The following is an 18,872-nucleotide window of genomic DNA, read 5'->3' as shown; positions in this document are numbered from 1 at the left end:
TTCGTTGCGCTAACGGGCAGTTTAGCGCAACATTACTTCATAATTCTCGTCTATAGTATAGTTCTCCAAAATATGCTAAGAAAGGAATATAATATAATGAAAAAGGTTCTCACAGGAATTATCGCTGCATTAATTTTATCTATCTCTTCACCTGCCTACGCGGCGGCAAATATGCAAATAAAAGTTGAGGGTATTACTATTGCCTCCGATGTGAAGCCCGAAATTAAGCACAATCGTACGATGGTGCCTTTGCGTTTTATCAGTGAAAATTTGGGAGCCAAGGTCAACTGGTCGGGTTCGAAAGTTACGCTCGTAAAAAACGATATGCAGGTCATCTTAAAATTGAAGAGCAATACAGCGGTGAAAAATGGTAAACCCGCGCTACTCGATGCAACACCCTATATTAAGAATAATCGCATCATGGTTCCGCTTCGCTTTATTGCAGAAACGTTTAACTGTAGCGTCGAATTCAGAAATTCAACAGTATCTGTTGAACCTGCCCCATTTGTACTAGACAGCGTGACAGTGAAAGCATTGCAACACGAAGTTTACTATACAATGGGCAGCATAGTAAAACAAATGAATGTGAGTTCCTATAACGAAGCGATTTATCATATTTTTGAGAACAAAGGAAGTAAGGTGAATGCCCCTGCTAGGTACACTTCGAGCGTTATAGAGCTTACACCGGGGGACTATTACATGAGTGGACAGTTTGATTTCTTGGATCAAAAAGGGAACAGCATTAAACGATTTAATCTTTATACTTTATCACAGTCCAAGGGCAATCCCGATGTTATGCTATATGATGCGACTGAAAACCAATGGTATTCGTTTACCTATTCAGCAGTTCAATCGATTTATCAGTTCATTGATACTGCCGGACAGAACGGTTTTCTGACGACGATCAGTGATACAAATCCATAAGGTAACACTTTTTTCTTATTACGCTAACGGGACACGATAGTTCATTGTATTTAGGCTGCCATATGGCAGCCTTTCCTCAGCTAAAGGGTAGTATTATGCCAAACAAGGAGAGTTACTAGCGAATAGTCGAAGTGATGGAAGCGGTAAGAAATCAGGCTAAATTTTGGGTTGTAAATCAGAAAATAAAAAATTTAAGGAGTAAAAGAGATGAAGACGAAGTTTGCATTTCTTGTGTGTATGATTTTCATATTTGTTTTTTCCAATACATCTCACGCTGCTACAAGCGTACATGTTGAGGTAAGTGGCATAGACGTTACGGATCAATATAAACCGTTTATGGTAAAGGGAGTTGTTTTCGTTTCTTCTGATGCGTTTAATACGACACCCGAGCTTAGATTCGGTTATTTTTCAGGTACAATAGACAATCTCATTATCTACGAAAGCAATGAGAAGACAGCTTACTTTACGGTTGGCAATGTGAAAGTGAATACGGTTTCCAATACCATAAAAGCAAAGCATCCGCCGTTTATTAAAAACAAAATGACCTATGTTCCGCTTCGATTAGTCGCTGAAACGTTTGGCTGCATTGTAAGCTGGGACCAAGAAACGGAAACGGCTCATATCAATAGAAAGCAAGAAGAGACAAAACAAGCTGAATAAAAATTTTCCGCCCAGGATTTCTTCAATATACCCTTGCTAGGTAGGCTACCGAGGCCTGCTTATTTTTGTTAACCTAACGGGCAGGATAGTTTAATGGTAAAATTAGGGTTGATAAAAGATTCCAATTTACTACAAAGAAGGTGTGTTCAATGACTCAGTCTGTTAAGCCAAAAGTATTAATTCTCGGTACCTTTCATATGAGACCAACTACGGACATGTTTAAAGCAATATCAACAGTATCGTTCAGGTAATTTGGAATTAGAAGTTAATGAAGTACATCAATTAGGATTCCGAATAGCGGCTGACTAGGGAGAGCTTCCTACAGCGATTTAAATCCTATACACACCTTCGTCTGGTGATCTTCGTAGACCATATCATAGTGAACAGGCAAAGGGAGCGATGAAATGATCGTCATTAAGGGTCAAAGCAATACTCTGTTGGGACGCTCCCCTCTTGGAGAGAATGTCCGCTTTAGGTAGGGATATTTCAACCGATCTTAACAGATTGATCCAAATAAAAATGCACTCACAGTCCAGCCTATGGGTACCCGTTTATTGCCCAGTTCAAAAAATATCACCCTTTAAAATTTTTAATTTCCTATACGAATCCTTACCAAACCTCAGCCATTCTAAAGACTTTTATCAATGTTAATCATCCAGAAGAATTGGCCGAAATAACTAATTTGCTACTCTTCTTAGGCGTGGATATCATCTAGTTATGATTTAAATATTACCAAAAAAACTAATATAGTGTAGAATTATACCGAATCTCCAATGTATAGTGGAGAAGAATGCAGCACCATTCTATTCTATAGTCGGGAGTGAATCGTCAGATGAATCAGAAATATCGCAAACGGAACACGCTTGCCTTTACGGCAGTATCGTATTTTGCTTTGGCTGCAGGTCTCTTTCTATTCTGTCTAGGAGTGTACAACGCAGATTGGGAATTGAACGTGAAAGGTTATTATCTGCTTTGCATGGTGTTAATCACGATAAGCTGTGTCGTTGTACAGAAGGTCGTTCGAGACAATACAGAAGATAATGAAATTCGTTTGGAAAACTCGAAACACCGGATGAGGAATACAGCAGCTTTTACAGGCATGTCTTTTGCGGGTTTGATTATCGGGTATGGGATGTTCCTAATTGGCCTTTACAACGCTCCATTTGAATTAAATGTAAAGGGGTATTACATAGCTGTGATTCTTTTGATATCATATAGCGCAATTGGCGTTCAGAAAGTGACGAGGGATAACGCGGAAGATAAAGAGATACTTGCCGAGCAAGATGACAGACGGGACATTCATGCGTGAAAATGGACAAATTCTGTCGTCGATGAACGTTTGGTATCTAGGCGAAAAGCAGTGGAAAGCAGGTAATCTCATCTCCAAATAAGCGGATTTCTGTTTTGGAAACCGACTCTGAAGTGCATGCTTAGAGTAAACGAGTAAAGGCGCCTTTGATAAGAGGGTGCCTTTTTTTCACCTCTAGAGTGATACGCCGAGCATAAGGATTGGGTGCAGGGGTTAATTAAATACGTTCTATTTTATTCCTTCATGGCGGTATTGGACTTCCTGAGAATAACAGCACCACTTATCATACATTTTGTCGTTATGTTCATCTTGACGAGGTTCTTCAGTAGGTTGGTAGTACGAGGTCGTATAACTCGTTATCTTGCGGCTAAACCGACTTGGCACCTGTCGAGATAGTTATCACGGACGAAAAAAATGGATTATGCATTTTTATGTGTTTACGACTCATTCATTACCGTATTCCTCGCCAGAGAAGAGAATATCGAAAAAATCATCCAGGAAAAGAAATGGGAAGCGGTAATTTGCAAACCAGTAACATTCATTAGTTGGTATTACGGCAAAATCGATTAAGCTAACGGAACACGATAGTTCAGTCAAAGACTCCCGAAAGGAACGGCGGCCTTTACTCAACGGGCAGGATAACGTGACAGCTGCCTTGAATTATTATTTAAAGAAAATAAACGAAGTCTTTCGGCAGATAGGACGAAATAACATGGACGAAAAACGAAAGTAAGAGAAATTAGAAAAACACATCGTTAGACCGATCATTCTAGCCCATTTAAACCGTGGCAGTCTATTTGCTGGATTGGCTTCAACTAGTGCATACAGCTGTACATAAACAACATAATCCATCTATAAGGAGGTCTAATACATGATCATTACTGTACAGACAGTGCTGAATCGCCTCATCGAACCGGTTGGTAATCTGGAGCTGACCGTCGATACGCTGAAGAGCGGACGCTTGGATGCAGAGGTCCGGAAAGTCGCAGTTGTATTCATGGCGACTTATGCTGTAATCAAGCAAGCGGTTGAATCGGGTGTCGATCTGCTAATCACGCACGAGCCGACTTACTACAACCATATGGATGAAGTTGAATGGTTGGAAGGGGACCACGTATATGAGAGGAAGCGAATGCTCATCGAGGAATCAGGGATATCGATCTTCCGACTACACGATTATGTCCACAAATACGAGCCAGACGGCATTCTTGTAGGCATGTTAAAGATGCTTGAATGGGAAGCTTACGCCAATGCAGAGAAGATGAACCTACTTACGTTCCCCACAGATGAGCAGCATACCGTCCGCACCATAGTCACCCATCTGAAAAATAAACTCGAAGTCGATAGCATGCTAGTGGTCGGAGATCCGGAAATGCCAGTGAGACGATTCGGACTGATGCCTGGTGCGTCAGGCGGCCGTTCGCATATCAAATACTTGGAGAGCAGTAATATCGATCTCCTAATCGTTGGCGAGACGAATGAATGGGAGACGAACGAATATGTGAGAGATGCCACGGATATGGGACTTTCAAAGGCGCTGATTATTATGGGACATCAGAACAGCGAAGAGGCAGGGATGCTAACAGTCGTGGAGATGGTGCGTGAAGCACTCCCTGATCTTCAAGTGGATTTTATCGCAAGCCCTCTCGCAGTAAAGCGCATTTGAGTATCGAGGGCGGCGATATGCGATGACAGACGTATTCACAGATAGGAACGATGTGTACGAATTGATCCGTAGGGAACTCCGAACGCTGTAATAACTCGATTCACGAGCTTTATGATGCTAAGTTATTGAACTATTGGGAATAAATAACTAAAACGCGGCTGCCGGCATATATCGGCAGCCGCGTTTCACTAACGGGCAGTTTAGTTAAATCTTACTAAAGGAATATTCATCTGCTTCGTGAATTCTTCAATATCAAGTGGTTTTTTGTGAGGTATAAAACTATTCCAAAGGAGATAAAAGTTATGAATTTTTCTGATGTATGTCTAATTACAGAGGAAGTTACAACTTTGACTAGATTTTATGAAGTCATTTTGCAAGCAAAAGCCGTAGGAGATCATACCCATGCAATAGTTCAAACGAATGGTGCTGGATTGGCGATATATTCGAAACGAGCTGCAGAATCAGATATGAAATTTGATTTTTCAAGATATTGGGGATCAGGTAATATTACACTGAGTTTTAATGTTGATGATATTGATGTGGAGTATGAACGACTAAAGGCATTCGATGTTGAATTTGTAACTGAGCCTACAACCTATCCTTGGGGAGCAAGATCAGTACTTTTTCGTGACCCTGACGGCAACATCATATGTTTCAGAAGTAAATCAAATGAAGATACAGAGAACATCTAATAACCATAAAGCTTCTTAGTCCACCCGAGGGATTCCGTATTGAACTAACGGGAAACTAGCTTAATAAATATAAATAAAAGAAATGTGATGAAATTTATGAGAATGAAAACTTTCACGTCCTTTTTTTATAGAAAGATATCGTGAAAGTTGCAGAGTATTTTCGAGTCAGAATATTGAGTCCGACTCAGAGGAGCCTTGATTGGCAAAGAGCATAGGGATTGGATTTTTACCAGTGTATTTTACTTACCAAAGGAGCGTAAAAAAATGATCGATTGCATTTTATTGGATGGGCTCGTCATTACAATGGATAAGAAACGTAATGTGATCAAAAAAGGTGCTGTAGCGATTGATAAAGGTAAAATTATCTACGTCGGTGATTCTGAAGAAGTAAAAGTAAAATATTCAGCTAAAGAAGTAATCGTCTGCTCAAACCATATCATAATGCCAGGGTTCATTGATGCACACGGCCATGCAGGACATACTGCATTCCGGTTTGTTGTCAAAGATACTCGTTATTGGATGCCGGCAATGACACATACATACAAACATTATGTTACAGACGATTTCTGGTATATAGAAGGTCGTGTTTCCGCTCTTGAACGCGTGAAGGCTGGTGTTACAACAGGTGTCTGCGTCATGGGCTCACAGCCGCGCTGTGATGATCCGATATTCGCAATAAACAATGCTAAAGCCTATGCTGAAGTCGGTATTCGAGATATTGTGTGTTCCGGCCCTTCCCACGTGCCGTGGCCTCACAATTTCAGCCGTTGGTCAGGCGGAAAGCGTACCCTGTACTCAGTCTCCTTCGAACAGGCGGTTTCAAGCCTTGAAAAGGTAATAAAAACTCTGAATAATACCAATGGCGGCAAAACTTATGCCTATGTAACTCCGTTTGGGATGGTTACTTCCATAAATCCTTCCGGAGCAACACCGAAGGAAAAACTGACAAAGCTGACAGAGCACGATAAACTTCAGGCAAGAGAGATGCTTCGTATTGCCAAGGAATATAATACCCGCATTCATTCCGACTGTTTTGGCGGTATGCTTTATTTGGCTATGCAGGACTTGGACAACGCAGTGTTAGGCCCTCATGTGCATTTACAACATTGCTCTTACCTCTCCGATGAGGAAGTTAAGATTCTTGCCGATACAGGAACGCATGCCACAGCAGCCCCCGGCTCGCATGCACCGATACACAGAATGCTCGATATGGGGGTCAGTATTGCTGCTACGACAGACGGTCCCAAATCCGGAGCAGGGTTGGATATGTTTGCTTGCATGAGGCAATTTCAGCAAGCTTATAGAGAAATAGCACAGGATTCAAATCTGTTACCGCATGAGAAGATGCTGGAGCTTGTAACGATTGATGCTGCTAAGGTTGTTGGCCTTGACCACATGATAGGCTCGCTAGAAGTCGGTAAATGTGCGGATATTATTACGGTTAACCTAATGAATCCTCGTCTTACTCCTAATTTCAATCCGTTACATTCTCTTGTCATGAGTGCTCAGGGCTGTGATGTTGACAATGTTTTAGTTGACGGGGAATTTGTGGTCCGTGATTACAAAGTGTTGACAGTGGATGAAAGAACAGTATTAACACAAGCACAAAAGGAAGCGGAAGAAACCATTGAAAGAGCAAAACTAAACGGCTTTGCCTATTTGCATAATCAATATTGGGGTATGGCAAGAAAAACGGAAACGGAAGAATTATTTGATATCGAATGGCAGAGGCAGGATGGAGGACATTATTAATGAAAACGACAAAAATAAAAGGGCATTTTGTGATTGGACATGATGGCAGTAAGCATGTTTTTTACCGTGATGGTGAAGTTGTTTATAAGGATGACACCATTATTTTTGTTGGAAAGGACTTTGAAGGTCATGTAGATGAGATCATTGATACAGGCTTATCCATAATCAGCCCCGGATTTATTGATTTGGAAGCAGATATCGACACAGACCATGCACTTATTGATGTTGCCTTTCCTAGTTCACCTGAAAATAGGTTTGTCATGGGAAATAAATATCGTACGATTGACCCTTATACAGATGAGGATTTTAAAATAAGACAAACGTATTCTATTGCACAGTTGATACGTAATGGAATCACTACGGCAATGCCAATTGAAGGCGAAACTTTTCATGGCTGGAGCCAAAGTTACCGTGAACATGAAATCATGTCAGAGGTTGGCCTTGAAATGGGGATGAGACTCTATGTAGGTCCGTCCTTCCGTTCTTATGTTGGCATTGGTGAAGGCTATGACGATAAACGAAGTGAGCAAAGCTTCTCAGACGCACTTCGGCACTTTGAGGAATTTGACGGCAAAGGGAACGGTCTTATCCGCGGATTTATAAACCCTTGCCAGATACGCTGGACCAAAGAAGATCTATTAGTGCGTGCAATCCGTTATGCAGAACAGAAAAATGCTCCTATGCGTCTTCATGCCTGCGAAGGCTTGGGCGAATGGGAACATATAAGAGCCTTAGGTGGTAATACAACTATTGAATATTTTGAGCGTATCGGTTTGCTTTCCCCAAAACTGCTTATCCCTCATTGTATTGTTGCGACTAACCGTGAGTTGGAAACGCTTGCGCGGTATGGAATAAGTGTTATATCAACCCCATTTGCCGAAATACAAGGGGGGACGGCTCTGTTTTCCTTCGCCAAGTATCAGCATTATGGTATTAATCTAACAATCGGAACAGATGCTCAACCTGTTGATATGATAAGAAATATGCGGCTTGCTCGGGACTTGGACGTCATGTGTCATAACCGACAAATATTCAGACGTTATCAAGAGGATGGCAGTGTAATGAATACGTTCCAAGATGAACCTGAGTACAAAAGAATGACTGTAGCCGATTTTTTTGACGCGGCAACAGTAAACGGAGCAAAAGCACTTGATCGTACGGACATAGGTAAGCTTGCTGTAGGCGCTAAAGCAGATATTATTGCAATAGACCTCAATGATATTGCGGTAGGACCCTATGAAGATCCTGTTCGTACAATGATAGTTAGCTGCACAGGAAGCAATGTAACACATACCATTATTAATGGAAAAATGCTAATGAAAAATAAAAAGCTATTAGGTATTGATGAAGATTTGCTGATGAAAAAAGCACAGGTCGTGCTTGAGAAGTTCCTGAATCTGTATCAAGAGTATGATCAATACAATCGACCGAAAGAAGCATTTTTTCCACCGTCTTATCAATTTATGGATTAAATAAAATAACTAAAACGCGGCTGCCGGCATGGATCGGCAGCCGCGTTGCGCTAACGGGCAGTTTAGCGCAACAATAACTTATTTGGAAACGTATAATTCCATAGAAAGGAAGGCGGGCTTGTGAAGCTTAAAATTCTTGTTTTATTAACTTTTATTATTATCACTGGTTCTTTGGTATCGGGTTGTGGAGGTCCAACAAAAGAAGATGTCATGAAAGAATTGAAGCCAGCAGAGACAGAAAAATATGCAATTCATTTGTTTTACAAAAGCAATCTTCCTGATAGTGAAACAACAGAATTGAACATCTTCCATAACTCCAATCCCGAATTTACGAAAGCAATTATAAAAGTTCAATTTTGGGATCAAGAACAAGAACGTAATATTAAGTGGGCAGCAATCGGAGTTAAGGAGTTTCCTATGTACGTTATCGTTGACACAAATGGGATCGTGTTGGAAACCCCATTTTTGAGTCAGGTAAAGGATTTTTTTGGGAAATCATTATTAAAAAATACCTAGAAAGTTTGTCGTAATGGAAAAATATTTCTTTAAGCTTACGGGACACGAGAGCTTAATAACAAGGCTGCTGAGCAAACGATCTTCCAGTCTCCTAGGATTATAGTTACAAGCGAGGTGAAACAACAAATGTGGAAGAGCAGTTTTATATCTGGTCTGGGACTAATTGCATTAAGCGGCATTTTATACACAGTGGAAAGATTTATTGCTGTTTTTGAATATATTGGGGATGCTGCTCCAGTAAAAATTAAAGGGTCTGGATCGTATCCATCTGAACCAACTATGCCTGGTGTTTTTGATAATATATTCGTAGGGATTTTCTTAATACTTGGACTAATTTTATTAATAATTGGATTAAGTAAAGGAATTAAGAAATCTAGTTGAAGTTATTCCGCTAACGGGGAACAGCTACCGCAGTCTGCTCATTTTATTAAGCTAACGGGCAGGATAGTTCAAGATCATGGACGGAGAACCGTACCACAAGTTAGGGCAAGTTTGTTGGTGAGATCAAGCATTGTTGAGGGCTTCGAATTCAAATAAAATAGCTTTTAAGGAGGGATATAAGTATGTATGATACGACAACTCATTTTGTAGAAATCACCACCGGGGTGTATAAAAATGGAAGCAAGCAACAGCAGGAGCTTGTGGGGAATCTGTTTGGTATGGATAAGGTTGAGGAATACTATGAAATTTATTTCCACTGGTACAATGTGATTCATGAGTTAGGACATGCTTTGATTGCATCGAATTTAGAGGAATCTTCAAATCCTGTGGAGGAAGAACAGTTGGTAAACGATTTTGCAGTAGCCTACTGGCGGTACTATGGTGAGGAAGGAAAGTTAAAATTGTTAGAGGAAATTGTATCGGATACACTGCCGAGATTCACCCGGCCTGCAGCAAAAGATGTAGTTTATCTGGATTATGCAAAAGAAAAATGGGGTAAGGAAGAGTTGTACCGTTTTAATAATTATGGTTGGTTTCAGTTCAACTGTGTTTCAGCATCACTGAAAAAACAGATCCCTCTGGTAAGCATTCTACAGAAAATGGGTGGAGTGAATATAACGGAACAAAATAAAGAAAGATTCCTCTACATAGTAGACGAGAGTATGGCAGCATCGATAATTAAAGATGCCACAAATGTTATGGCTAAATGGGGCATGAAAGTACCGTCCGTTAAGATGGTCTATTCGAACGACTTGAATGAGCATATGTGCAAGATATTACCGCTATGAAGGTGGCCATCCCGCAAGGAGGGCCTTATAATTGCCGTTACAGACAGCGCGGTGAACCGTATCACAGTAAATCATTACGCTAACTGGGAACGATAGCTCAATAAAAGACATTTGAAGGTAGCTGACTACTTGAGATCGGCTGCCTTTTATTTGGTGATCCACTCTGAGACAAATTAGGTTAAGACTCTAGGCATTCATCACGTGAGAAGTGATTGAGGGATTCAAATTTGCATTTCATCCAAAAGTTATCTATACAGAGTCAAAAAGTTGTATCATGCTTACTTAGAGTTCTAGAATAAAGGTAATGGAAGTGAGGGGTGTATCATTTATGTATAGAGTGGCTATTTGCGATGATGAGGAGAAACAAAGAGAGCTTGTTAATAGCATCCTGATTACTTTGTCGATAAAGACAAATATAGAATTTGAAATCGAATTATTCGGCTCGGGAGAGCAATTGGTATCCTATTATGAGCGCCATGAAACTCCATTCCATATTTTAATTTTGGATATTGAAATGTGTGGGATAAACGGGATTCAAACAGCCCGTAAAATAAGAGGGTTAAATAACCTGGATGAACAAATTATTTTTCTGACAAGTTACCCTCAATATATGATGGAAAGTTTTGACGTCATGACATTCCAATATTTGATAAAACCCATTGCACCTTCGATCTTGGAAGAGAAAATCATCAAGCTGTACCAATACTTTCAAGCACTTAATAAAAAATATATGGTCATCAAGTCAGGCTATGAAGAAGTGGTATTAAAATATGATGAACTTATTAGTATTGAAGCTGCCAAGAGTTTAACCATAAAAAGCAAACTGCATTTTACGACCACGAACCAAACCTATGAAAGCAAAGGCACCATTTCAGATTATTCTGTGGCCTTAAAAGACTGTAACTTCTTGCAAATCCATCGTTCCATCATTATTAACTTGCTTCATGTGAGGAAGTTTGCTAGCGGAGTTGTTCTCATGTCCAATGGGTTGGAATTACCCATAGGACGTTCTAAAATCAAAGAGGTTAAAGATGTTTACACCAAATTTATGATTATGAAGGTCGAATGATATGATTCAAAATAATTTTCTTATTGTCTTTAGCATTGTACTTCTGATGGGTATTCAAGTTAATTTTTTCTTCAACTCGATTTTTGATAAATCAGCTAAAAAACAAAACCGATTCATTTACTTCATAATCTTTGGGTTGATCGATTACCTATATCTCGTTATTCCCGTCACTCCTTTTTTATCTTCGATTCTCACCTTGCTAATGATATTTAGTTTTTCGCTATCTTATAAAGTAGAATTTAAAACCAAATTCACTTTTTCAATACTTTACGCTGTATTAATATCTCTCACTAATTTTATATCCCTTTATCTTTTTTATACCATAGATTCAGTTGACTTTAGCTTTGATCCTGTAAATGAACAAGATCAAATAGCCAACACGAAAGCTATTTTACTCGGTTGTGTGATCATGTTTGCGATCATTCAGATTATACGACTAGTTGCAAAACGCAGAAGTTTATCTTTGGATAATCGTTACTACGTATTATTCTTGGTTATTCCTATCGTAAGTATATACCAGCTGAGTATTCTAACTTATAAGGACGTTTATTCTTTCATTTCCGTTATTGGATTTCTTTTCTTAAACGTTATGATTGTCTATATTTTTGATCATATCGTTGAGAAATTTCAATTCATGCATGAGAATTCGCAGTTGCAACATCAGATGGACTATCAGGATGCGAATTATGAAAAAGTCGTTCACAGCTTCAAATCCATTAAAAGAATCATTCACGATACGAATCAACAGTTTCTGTATATTGAAGAGTGTATTAAACGAAATGAGTTATCAGCAGCCATGGAACATATTAAGACGACATTAAATAAAGTCGAGGGAGCCTATCACCGGGTGAATACGGGGAATCTGGTTATCGATGCTCTTGTCACGAATACGCTTAATATTGGACAAGCCAATGGCATAAGAATAGATACGAAGCTTAACTTATGTTCACACGAAGTCCATATTGACCGTTATGACTTATGTGTTGTCATTGGAAACATGCTAGATAACGCAATAGAAGCTTCTAAAAAGTTGAAAATCGCAGAAGATAGGTACATGCTTATCAAAATACATTCTACCGAGTCTACCCTTCTCATTCACATCTTGAATCATATGGAGAATGAAGTTGCCCACTTATACAGCCACAAACCAAACCCGGAATTTCATGGAATTGGATTAACAAACATAGCTAGAATCTGCGACAAGTACGGTGGTCATATGACCATTGAAACGAAACATAACGTATTTCATAATATGGTCCTACTGCCATTTTAAACGAACAATCCTTAGACAACATGTTGTTTAGGGATTGTTTTTTTCGTTTCAGGGTGATTTTTCATATAACAGCCTTCTTCCTTGTATGATGAATTCAGCAAGTCACATCTAGAAAGAAATCGAGGAGGAATTATTAATGAAGAAGATGGTTTCTGTATTCATGACCGCTGTACTTATTGCAATACCGGTCACCCCTGCTTTTGCTCTAACGAACCATGATACTGTAAAGGAAAAGGCACAGGAGCTGGCTTCGAAGATCATGTCTGATTATGGTGTAAGTGGATTGCAATATGCAATTATGGATCATGGATCCATTGTTCTATCCGATAGCGCTGGTGTATACGATAAAGCGACCAAAAGTCCGATCACCAAAGACACGATGTTTGGAATTGGCTCGGTAAGTAAAACGTATGTGTCTGCTGCAACGATGATACTAGCTGATTCTAAAAAAATTGATATTGATAAACCGCTAACCACGTATATCAAGGACTTTAAAATGGCAGATGAACGATATAAAGAGATTACGCCACGCATGTTGATGAATCATTCTTCAGGAATTTACGGTAGTCACTATGCGAATAGTGTATTGTTTGATGATAATGATGCGAAAAATCATGATGAATTATTGATCAAATTACAATCAGAACACTTAAAGTCAAACCCCGGCGAGTTTTCGGTATATTGTAATAATGGTTTTCAGCTGCTTGAACTCTTGATTGAACGAGTGAGCGGTTTAAGTTATAGCGAATTTCTTGCAACCTATATTAGCAAACCTCTTCAATTAACCTCAACCAAAACACAACGTGATTCATTTGATAGAGACAGGCTCACAAAAACTTATTTTCCTGGGATCGACCAGTCTTTACCCGTTGAGAATGCCAATCTCCTTGGGACAGGGGGCATCTACTCCACAGCTGAGGAATTAAGTAAGTTCGCAGAAGTATTAATCGGGAATCGAACAGATATTTTATCCGAGAAGTCAGCAAAGGCCATGCAAAGTCATGAGTATAGAAAAGGGGTGTGGGTTTCTGAAGAGACAAACACCGTTAATTATGGTCTTGGTTGGGATGCCGTACGTTTAGCGCCGTTTAGTGATTACGGAATAACCGCATTATATAAAGGTGGAGATACGTTGATGTATCACGCGGCTTTGACTACCCTACCCGAACATGATATTTCTATAGCTGTGCTTTCATCGGGCGGGAGTTCTTTGTACAATAGTATGCTTGCTTCTAATGTTCTATTGGAATATGCAAGAGCCAAGGGCATCATTAAAGAGATCCTACCTGAAAAAACATTTGAAGCTCCATTGAAAGTGGATATGCCATCGGATTTGATTGCTTACACTGGACTATACGGTACCGTAGGTAAAACGGTAAATCTGGAGATAAAGAACGGAGAGATTGATCTACCTGCTCTAGGAAATGGATTGCTGCCGCCTCAAAAATATGTATATACGGGCAATGGACAATTCAAAAACAACGATGGGAATGTAACTCTAAGCTTTGACCAACCGAAGAATGGAAAAACCTATTTAAAGCTTAACGCTTACATAAATATTCCAGGACTAGGTCAAACGGTTATGGTGATGTATGAATATCAAAAGTTAGATTCTAATTCTCTAAATCAGTCAACTAAAACGGTATGGGAAGATAGAAATGGAAAAAGTTACTACGCCTTGGATGAAAAGATAACTTCAGGCATGTATCTTACTAAAGCACTGGTGGCCAAAAATATATCCGTTGATATCAACCATGGATACGCATCCGGTACTAAAATTGTTGATAAGAATAAAGCAATAAACGTAATGAGTATTCCTATTATGAAGGGAAGAGATACTTTTGATTTGAATTTCTATAACGTGAACCATGCAGAGCATTTAGTGATCGATGGACAATCTTATATCAGAGAAGATGCGATTCACCCCATTTATGATGGGAATGATTCATTCTGCAACATACCATCCAATGGTCAAGCTGTGTGGTATAAAATTGATGGAAAATCAGCCAATCGAGTCATGAACGTTGAGACTCCGGTAAGTGGGGGATTTGCCGTTTATGACGCGAATGGAATGGTTGTGAACTTTTCAAAGGTAACGAACAATCATTCGGTAGTACTACCTGAAGGTGGGATGATCGTTTTTGGTGGTAATAAGGGGGATCGATTTAAAATTAATATGAAGAATAAATAGATTTGTAGCATAAAAGTCCGCATAATTGATATTATCCCCTTATGGTTGACAGTGAAGAAAAGTCCACTGGTACAATGGACTTGAAAGCTGCAACCGGAGGGGATTTTTCATGGCAAAAAAGGGACAAGTATTCATCCAATACACGGAACAATTAAAAAACGAAGCCATTCGACTTTATGAGTCAGGGGTGAGTTCTCGAGAAGTAGCGAAGCAATTGAATATCCGTAGTAAATGTCAGGTGCTCGTTTGGGTTAAGAAGTCTCAAAAAGGAGTTTCGTTAGAAGATGGTCGTAGACAGAACACTTTCCACAAAGGACGGCCTAAAACGAAGTTTGCAAGTCTGGAAGAAGAACTGGCTTATGTGAAGGCGGAGAATGAATATCTAAAAAAGCAGTATCCAAATCTACACAAGGAGTGACGCGAAAAGGCGAACGGTTTTCAATCATACAAGAGATGCGCCGTCAGTTCCCTTTACGCTGGCTGCTTGTAATTGCTCATGTCTCTCGTGCAGGCTATTACAAATGGCTTAAGACCTGCGCACAAAGAAACTCAAGACGACAAGTAGAACAGACGGTAAGGGATCATATCATGGCCATACATCGTCTCCATCCTTACTACGGCTACATAAGAATGACCACAGCGTTGCGAAGAGAAGGCCTACAAATTAACCATAAACGCGTCTATAGATTGATGAAGCGTCTAGAGATCCAGTCTGTAATACGGAAGAAAAGACGCTTCTTTAGTAAAGAAGTGTGCATTGTAAACCCTAATCGTCTTGATAGGGAGTTTCGGGCAGAAAGACCCATTCATAAACTGGTTACCGATATAACCTATATTCGTGCAGGAGAGCAGTTCTATTACCTGTCGGTGATTCAAGATCTCTACAATAACGAAGTTGTCGCATGGCACCTTTCGATACGTAATGACTTGAAGCTCGTCATACAGACGCTTGAGAAGCTTCACAGTGCCACAGATCTCCACGGCACTATGCTGCATTCAGACCAAGGATTTCAATACACAACAAAGCACTATAACAAGCGATTAGAGGAGTATGGGATGATAGCAAGCCATTCTAGACGTGGAAACTGTCATGATAACGCATGTATAGAGTCTTTCTTTTCACATCTGAAGACAGAAAAGATCTATCTTACTCGCCCCAAAACAGCTGACTCGCTTTACACAGCGATTGAAGAATACATAGAGTTTTACAACCACAACAGATTTCAGAAAAAACTAAATAACCGTCCCCCGGTTGAGTACCGGGAAACGGCCGTTGCATAATCTGACTTTTTTTCACTGTCTACTTGACGGGGGTAAGACCAAATTAGCGGGCTTTTTGATTTAAGGTTATATAAGCAGGGCGTGATTCAAAAAATACATCTGTTAATAAACAATCATGGCCGCCGACATGGATCGGCAGCCGCGTTGCGCTAACGGGCAGGATACTTCCAATATGTGGTACCATTAAGTCAGTATAAAATCTGCTTTGGGGGCTGGTAGTTATTAATAAAAAGAAGTTGTCCAAGGAGTATATGAGTGATTTCTTAGCTATCAGAGAAATTGTTAATGAATTTGACCCTATGGGACTAATCGGGATGGGGGCTCCTGACGATGTGCAAATAACGGATATGATACTTCAATTAACCGCCCTTTGAGGCGGTTTTCCTTAATTCGAAAAATCAACAATATGATTTAACATAGCCAAATAAAAAAGGATCAAACCAGAAAGAAACTGGTTAATCCTATATTCCGAACTAATTGGCCCTCTCCTGATTAACCCCGACTGTCCCTCGCACTGAAGCGTTTAGCCACCGTTCTCCTGTTTTCCGTATATAGTTTGCAAAGAAATAGGACCAAGGCATAGCGATTGGAACAACCAATCCCACTGAACATGCAATGACATTCGCAATGGTTGACTCGTCTATCTGACCGGATAACCACAGTGGGAGCGCAACGATGAGTAGCCATATCGATTTCCAAATCATTTCCCACAAAAGCACAGGCAACATCTGGAGCGGATAGCGTATTCCCACGAGCATAAGCAGACTAAAGGCTACAAGCATGCATGAAACCACGCCTTCATAAAACTCCCATGGCTTTTCCTGATAGATGACATGATGGATAACCCCCGGCCATTGGAAAACAATGCCCCCTACGGCAAGAAAAAGGTACACGGCTCTGAGTAAATATAGGCGAAACAGCGACACTTCGTTCATTTGACATCTCCTTTTGATTGGTTGTTTCAATCGGTTTCTTTTCGCCCAGTCCACCTATTGGTTATTCGACTTCCTTTAGTACTTTCTCGATCGCTGTCAAGCGTTGATTGACATCCACAAGTGTGGCATCGAGTGATGCGAGCGCGTTCGCTGTTTGGGTTTGGGCGGCAACGGCTTTTTCCGTGATCTGTCGGTAGGCTTCATCACTGGCGAAGCGAAACTTTGCCTGTTGAATGGCTGAGTAATATCTCATACCGAAGATAATCAAAAGCGTCGCGAGCGGAAGGATGATCGTTAAAAAATACACTTTTTCGGACATAGAGACCTCTACTTTTCAGGATTTTTTGTCAGTGACTTTGTAGCCTCAGCGATGGTCGTCGGAGAGAATTCGAAGACAAAGTTGGTAACTTCAAAATAGTTGAGTGCTTTGCCGTCATCAGACAGTTCCATCTGACTGGATACTAGGCCGGCGTCTTCAAGTTTCTGCAGATGTAGATGCAGCAACGGGCGACTGATGCCAATCTCGCGTGCAAGTTGACTGACATAGTTACGTCCACCGGATGTCAACGCAGCGATAATTCGCAGCCTGTGTGGATTAGCAAGTGCTGAGAGCATTGCGAGTAATTGATCACCATTGAGTTGAATGTTGTTATCTTTCATGTGTAAATAATATCTTACAGGTGTAACAATGTCAAGCGGAATTTATTCATGCTCGAACGATGTGCCGATGTTTGCCGATGCTAGAGAAGGGGGTGTGTAAGGGAGCATGAAGTGCTAAAAGCCGTTTCTTCGATGCAGGGGTCAGCGATGAGCGGACTGTTCTATTTGCTATGCGACGAAGTAGGCACGATCGATTGGGCAGTAGCCCTTCAACAATTGCTTGATTTGATCAACGAAATCGCAGTGAAGGCGGGGAAAACGATTTCCGTGCTAATACAACGTCAACTCCAGCAGTGGATTGCCGGTTTGCCTAGCTACATCAAGGCCTATCTGCCAGTTTCAAGCTGCGAAAGTTGAGTTTTTAAGAAAAAAATCAAAAAAAAACCATTGAGTATTCGTGATAAAGTTCTGCTCTGCACTTACATTTTGGTGATTGTTGCTTTGGGCGTGTATATCCTGTGGTAAATAAGGAATCCCTAATTTCGGAGTTAAGCTAACGGGACACGATAGTTGAATTAGACAGGGAGCAGATCGCCGTGGCAACTGCTCCCTTCTTCATTGAAGTAACGGCAGGATAGTTCAAAAGTTTCGCGAATACCCTACATATGGAATTGTTTACGAAGTTCGTGAATAAGACGTTATAGGAAATCGGCATATTATTTTATAAAAAATATAGTGAGGTTCATCAATGAAGAAAAGAGTGATAGTGAAACTATTAACATCTTTAATTTCAAGTATTATTATGGCCATTGGCTGCGCTCTTATCTTTTTTGGATATGAGGATTTTTGGTCCATTAGTCTATTTTGTTCAGTAATTTTTGTGATTATCTATTCAGTGATCGGAGTTCCAGTATCAATCTTAATTGATATGTATTTCTCAAGGATAAAAATGATAAGTAAGTTCAAGAGAACACTATTATTGGCCTTCTTATATGTTTTCAGTGGAGTAGTATCAACAATTATTTTCTATGCAATATCTAGAAGAGAACGCTATAGTAGACTTTTTGAAAAAGAGATGATCATGTTTTATGAAATTGGAATTGTAGGGTCATTGTTATTTTTAATTGTTGAAAGAGTAATTAGAAGAATACGTTAGTATTCCAAGAAGATGCCGACATCCTATAACACTGTGTTCACGCTTCGTGCCGGGCATTCGCCGTCCCTCGGGATTAAACTAACGGGACACTATAGCTCAATGATGACACGACGGCAACCGACCAGAACGATCGGCTGCCGTCGTTGC

Annotated in this window: 20 protein-coding genes and 2 pseudogenes; 19 read left to right on the top strand and 3 right to left on the bottom strand. The window is 40.1% G+C overall.

The genetic code is table 11. The annotated features are described in order from the left end of the window. Positions 1–96 precede the first annotated feature (96 nt). The 17 genes and pseudogenes from ACFQZR_RS20890 (at position 97) to ACFQZR_RS20810 (ending at position 16,034) form a co-directional block, all read left to right on the top strand. A complete protein-coding gene (locus tag ACFQZR_RS20890) occupies positions 97–924 on the top strand; it encodes a copper amine oxidase N-terminal domain-containing protein (protein ID WP_379349533.1) in 828 nt (275 codons plus the stop codon). A gap of 207 nt (positions 925–1,131) precedes the next feature. Then, a complete protein-coding gene (locus ACFQZR_RS20885) occupies positions 1,132–1,584 on the top strand; it encodes a copper amine oxidase N-terminal domain-containing protein (protein WP_379349531.1) in 453 nt (150 codons plus the stop codon). Positions 1,585–1,836: 252 nt separating this feature from the next. Continuing rightward, the gene (locus ACFQZR_RS20880; protein WP_379350920.1) at positions 1,837–1,893 is read left to right on the top strand and encodes a hypothetical protein; all 57 of its coding nucleotides are present in this window, start codon (positions 1,837–1,839) and stop codon (positions 1,891–1,893) included. Positions 1,894–2,137: 244 nt separating this feature from the next. Beyond that, positions 2,138–2,293 (top strand): annotated as a pseudogene (locus ACFQZR_RS20875) (helix-turn-helix transcriptional regulator); the annotation flags it as partial. Positions 2,294–2,404: 111 nt separating this feature from the next. Then, a complete protein-coding gene (locus tag ACFQZR_RS20870) occupies positions 2,405–2,893 on the top strand; it encodes a YiaA/YiaB family inner membrane protein (protein WP_379349529.1) in 489 nt (162 codons plus the stop codon). 414 nt (positions 2,894–3,307) lie between these two features. Then, positions 3,308–3,463, top strand: coding sequence for a DUF2711 family protein (locus ACFQZR_RS20865; RefSeq protein ID WP_379349527.1), 156 nt, complete (start codon positions 3,308–3,310; stop codon positions 3,461–3,463). Between the two features lie 301 nt (positions 3,464–3,764). Further along, positions 3,765–4,559: a Nif3-like dinuclear metal center hexameric protein gene (locus tag ACFQZR_RS20860; RefSeq protein ID WP_379349525.1), complete on the top strand. Its 795-nt coding sequence runs from the start codon at positions 3,765–3,767 to the stop codon at positions 4,557–4,559. Between the two features lie 302 nt (positions 4,560–4,861). Further along, complete coding sequence (locus ACFQZR_RS20855; protein ID WP_379349523.1) at positions 4,862–5,251, top strand: VOC family protein; 390 nt, start codon at positions 4,862–4,864, stop codon at positions 5,249–5,251. A 195-nt stretch (positions 5,252–5,446) separates the two neighbouring features. Further along, on the top strand, positions 5,447–7,003 hold the full coding sequence (locus tag ACFQZR_RS20850; RefSeq protein WP_379349521.1) for an amidohydrolase family protein: 1,557 nt from the start codon (positions 5,447–5,449) through the stop codon (positions 7,001–7,003). After that, on the top strand, positions 7,003–8,475 hold the full coding sequence (locus ACFQZR_RS20845; RefSeq protein WP_379349519.1) for a chlorohydrolase family protein: 1,473 nt from the start codon (positions 7,003–7,005) through the stop codon (positions 8,473–8,475). Before ACFQZR_RS20850 ends, ACFQZR_RS20845 begins: the two co-directional genes overlap by 1 nt. Positions 8,476–8,595: 120 nt before the next feature. Then, on the top strand, positions 8,596–8,991 hold the full coding sequence (locus ACFQZR_RS20840; protein WP_379349517.1) for a hypothetical protein: 396 nt from the start codon (positions 8,596–8,598) through the stop codon (positions 8,989–8,991). 126 nt (positions 8,992–9,117) lie between these two features. Next, the gene (locus ACFQZR_RS20835; RefSeq protein WP_379349515.1) at positions 9,118–9,372 is read left to right on the top strand and encodes a hypothetical protein; all 255 of its coding nucleotides are present in this window, start codon (positions 9,118–9,120) and stop codon (positions 9,370–9,372) included. 182 nt (positions 9,373–9,554) lie between these two features. Beyond that, positions 9,555–10,220, top strand: coding sequence for a hypothetical protein (locus ACFQZR_RS20830; protein WP_379349513.1), 666 nt, complete (start codon positions 9,555–9,557; stop codon positions 10,218–10,220). Positions 10,221–10,548: 328 nt separating this feature from the next. Beyond that, positions 10,549–11,289, top strand: a complete 741-nt coding sequence (locus tag ACFQZR_RS20825; protein ID WP_379349511.1) for a LytR/AlgR family response regulator transcription factor — start codon at positions 10,549–10,551, stop codon at positions 11,287–11,289. Between the two features lies 1 nt (position 11,290). Next, positions 11,291–12,562: a GHKL domain-containing protein gene (locus ACFQZR_RS20820; RefSeq protein ID WP_379349509.1), complete on the top strand. Its 1,272-nt coding sequence runs from the start codon at positions 11,291–11,293 to the stop codon at positions 12,560–12,562. Positions 12,563–12,698: 136 nt separating this feature from the next. After that, a complete protein-coding gene (locus ACFQZR_RS20815; protein WP_379349507.1) occupies positions 12,699–14,753 on the top strand; it encodes a serine hydrolase domain-containing protein in 2,055 nt (684 codons plus the stop codon). A 109-nt stretch (positions 14,754–14,862) separates the two neighbouring features. Then, a protein-coding gene (locus ACFQZR_RS20810; protein WP_379349505.1) for an IS3 family transposase occupies positions 14,863–16,034 on the top strand; the annotation gives its coding sequence in 2 pieces (ribosomal slippage) (positions 14,863–15,136 and positions 15,136–16,034; 1,173 coding nt in all). 473 nt (positions 16,035–16,507) lie between these two features. Here ACFQZR_RS20810 and ACFQZR_RS20805 read toward each other — a convergent pair. From ACFQZR_RS20805 to ACFQZR_RS20795, 3 genes are all read right to left on the bottom strand, one after another. Continuing rightward, positions 16,508–16,969 carry a hypothetical protein gene (locus ACFQZR_RS20805; RefSeq protein ID WP_379349503.1) on the bottom strand — a complete coding sequence of 154 codons (462 nt, stop codon included), beginning with the start codon at positions 16,967–16,969 and terminating at the stop codon, positions 16,508–16,510. Between the two features lie 61 nt (positions 16,970–17,030). Beyond that, positions 17,031–17,288 carry a hypothetical protein gene (locus ACFQZR_RS20800; protein ID WP_379349501.1) on the bottom strand — a complete coding sequence of 86 codons (258 nt, stop codon included), beginning with the start codon at positions 17,286–17,288 and terminating at the stop codon, positions 17,031–17,033. A gap of 8 nt (positions 17,289–17,296) precedes the next feature. Beyond that, positions 17,297–17,629 (bottom strand): ArsR/SmtB family transcription factor, encoded by a 333-nt coding sequence (locus tag ACFQZR_RS20795; RefSeq protein WP_379349499.1) that lies wholly within the window; start codon positions 17,627–17,629, stop codon positions 17,297–17,299. Positions 17,630–17,779: 150 nt separating this feature from the next. Between ACFQZR_RS20795 and ACFQZR_RS20790 the strand changes: the two are divergent. Beyond that, a pseudogene (locus ACFQZR_RS20790) lies at positions 17,780–17,986 on the top strand (IS4 family transposase); the annotation flags it as partial. A gap of 331 nt (positions 17,987–18,317) precedes the next feature. Next, on the top strand, positions 18,318–18,725 hold the full coding sequence (locus ACFQZR_RS20785; protein ID WP_018757704.1) for a hypothetical protein: 408 nt from the start codon (positions 18,318–18,320) through the stop codon (positions 18,723–18,725). The last annotated feature ends 147 nt before the right edge of the window (positions 18,726–18,872 follow it).

The sequence above is a fragment of the Paenibacillus sp. GCM10027629 genome (assembly GCF_042676425.1).
GTDB classification, from domain to species: Bacteria; Bacillota; Bacilli; order Paenibacillales; family Paenibacillaceae; genus Paenibacillus_K; species Paenibacillus_K terrigena.
Note: the sequence above shows the minus strand (reverse complement) of the source record. Positions and strands in the feature narration are given on the sequence as shown.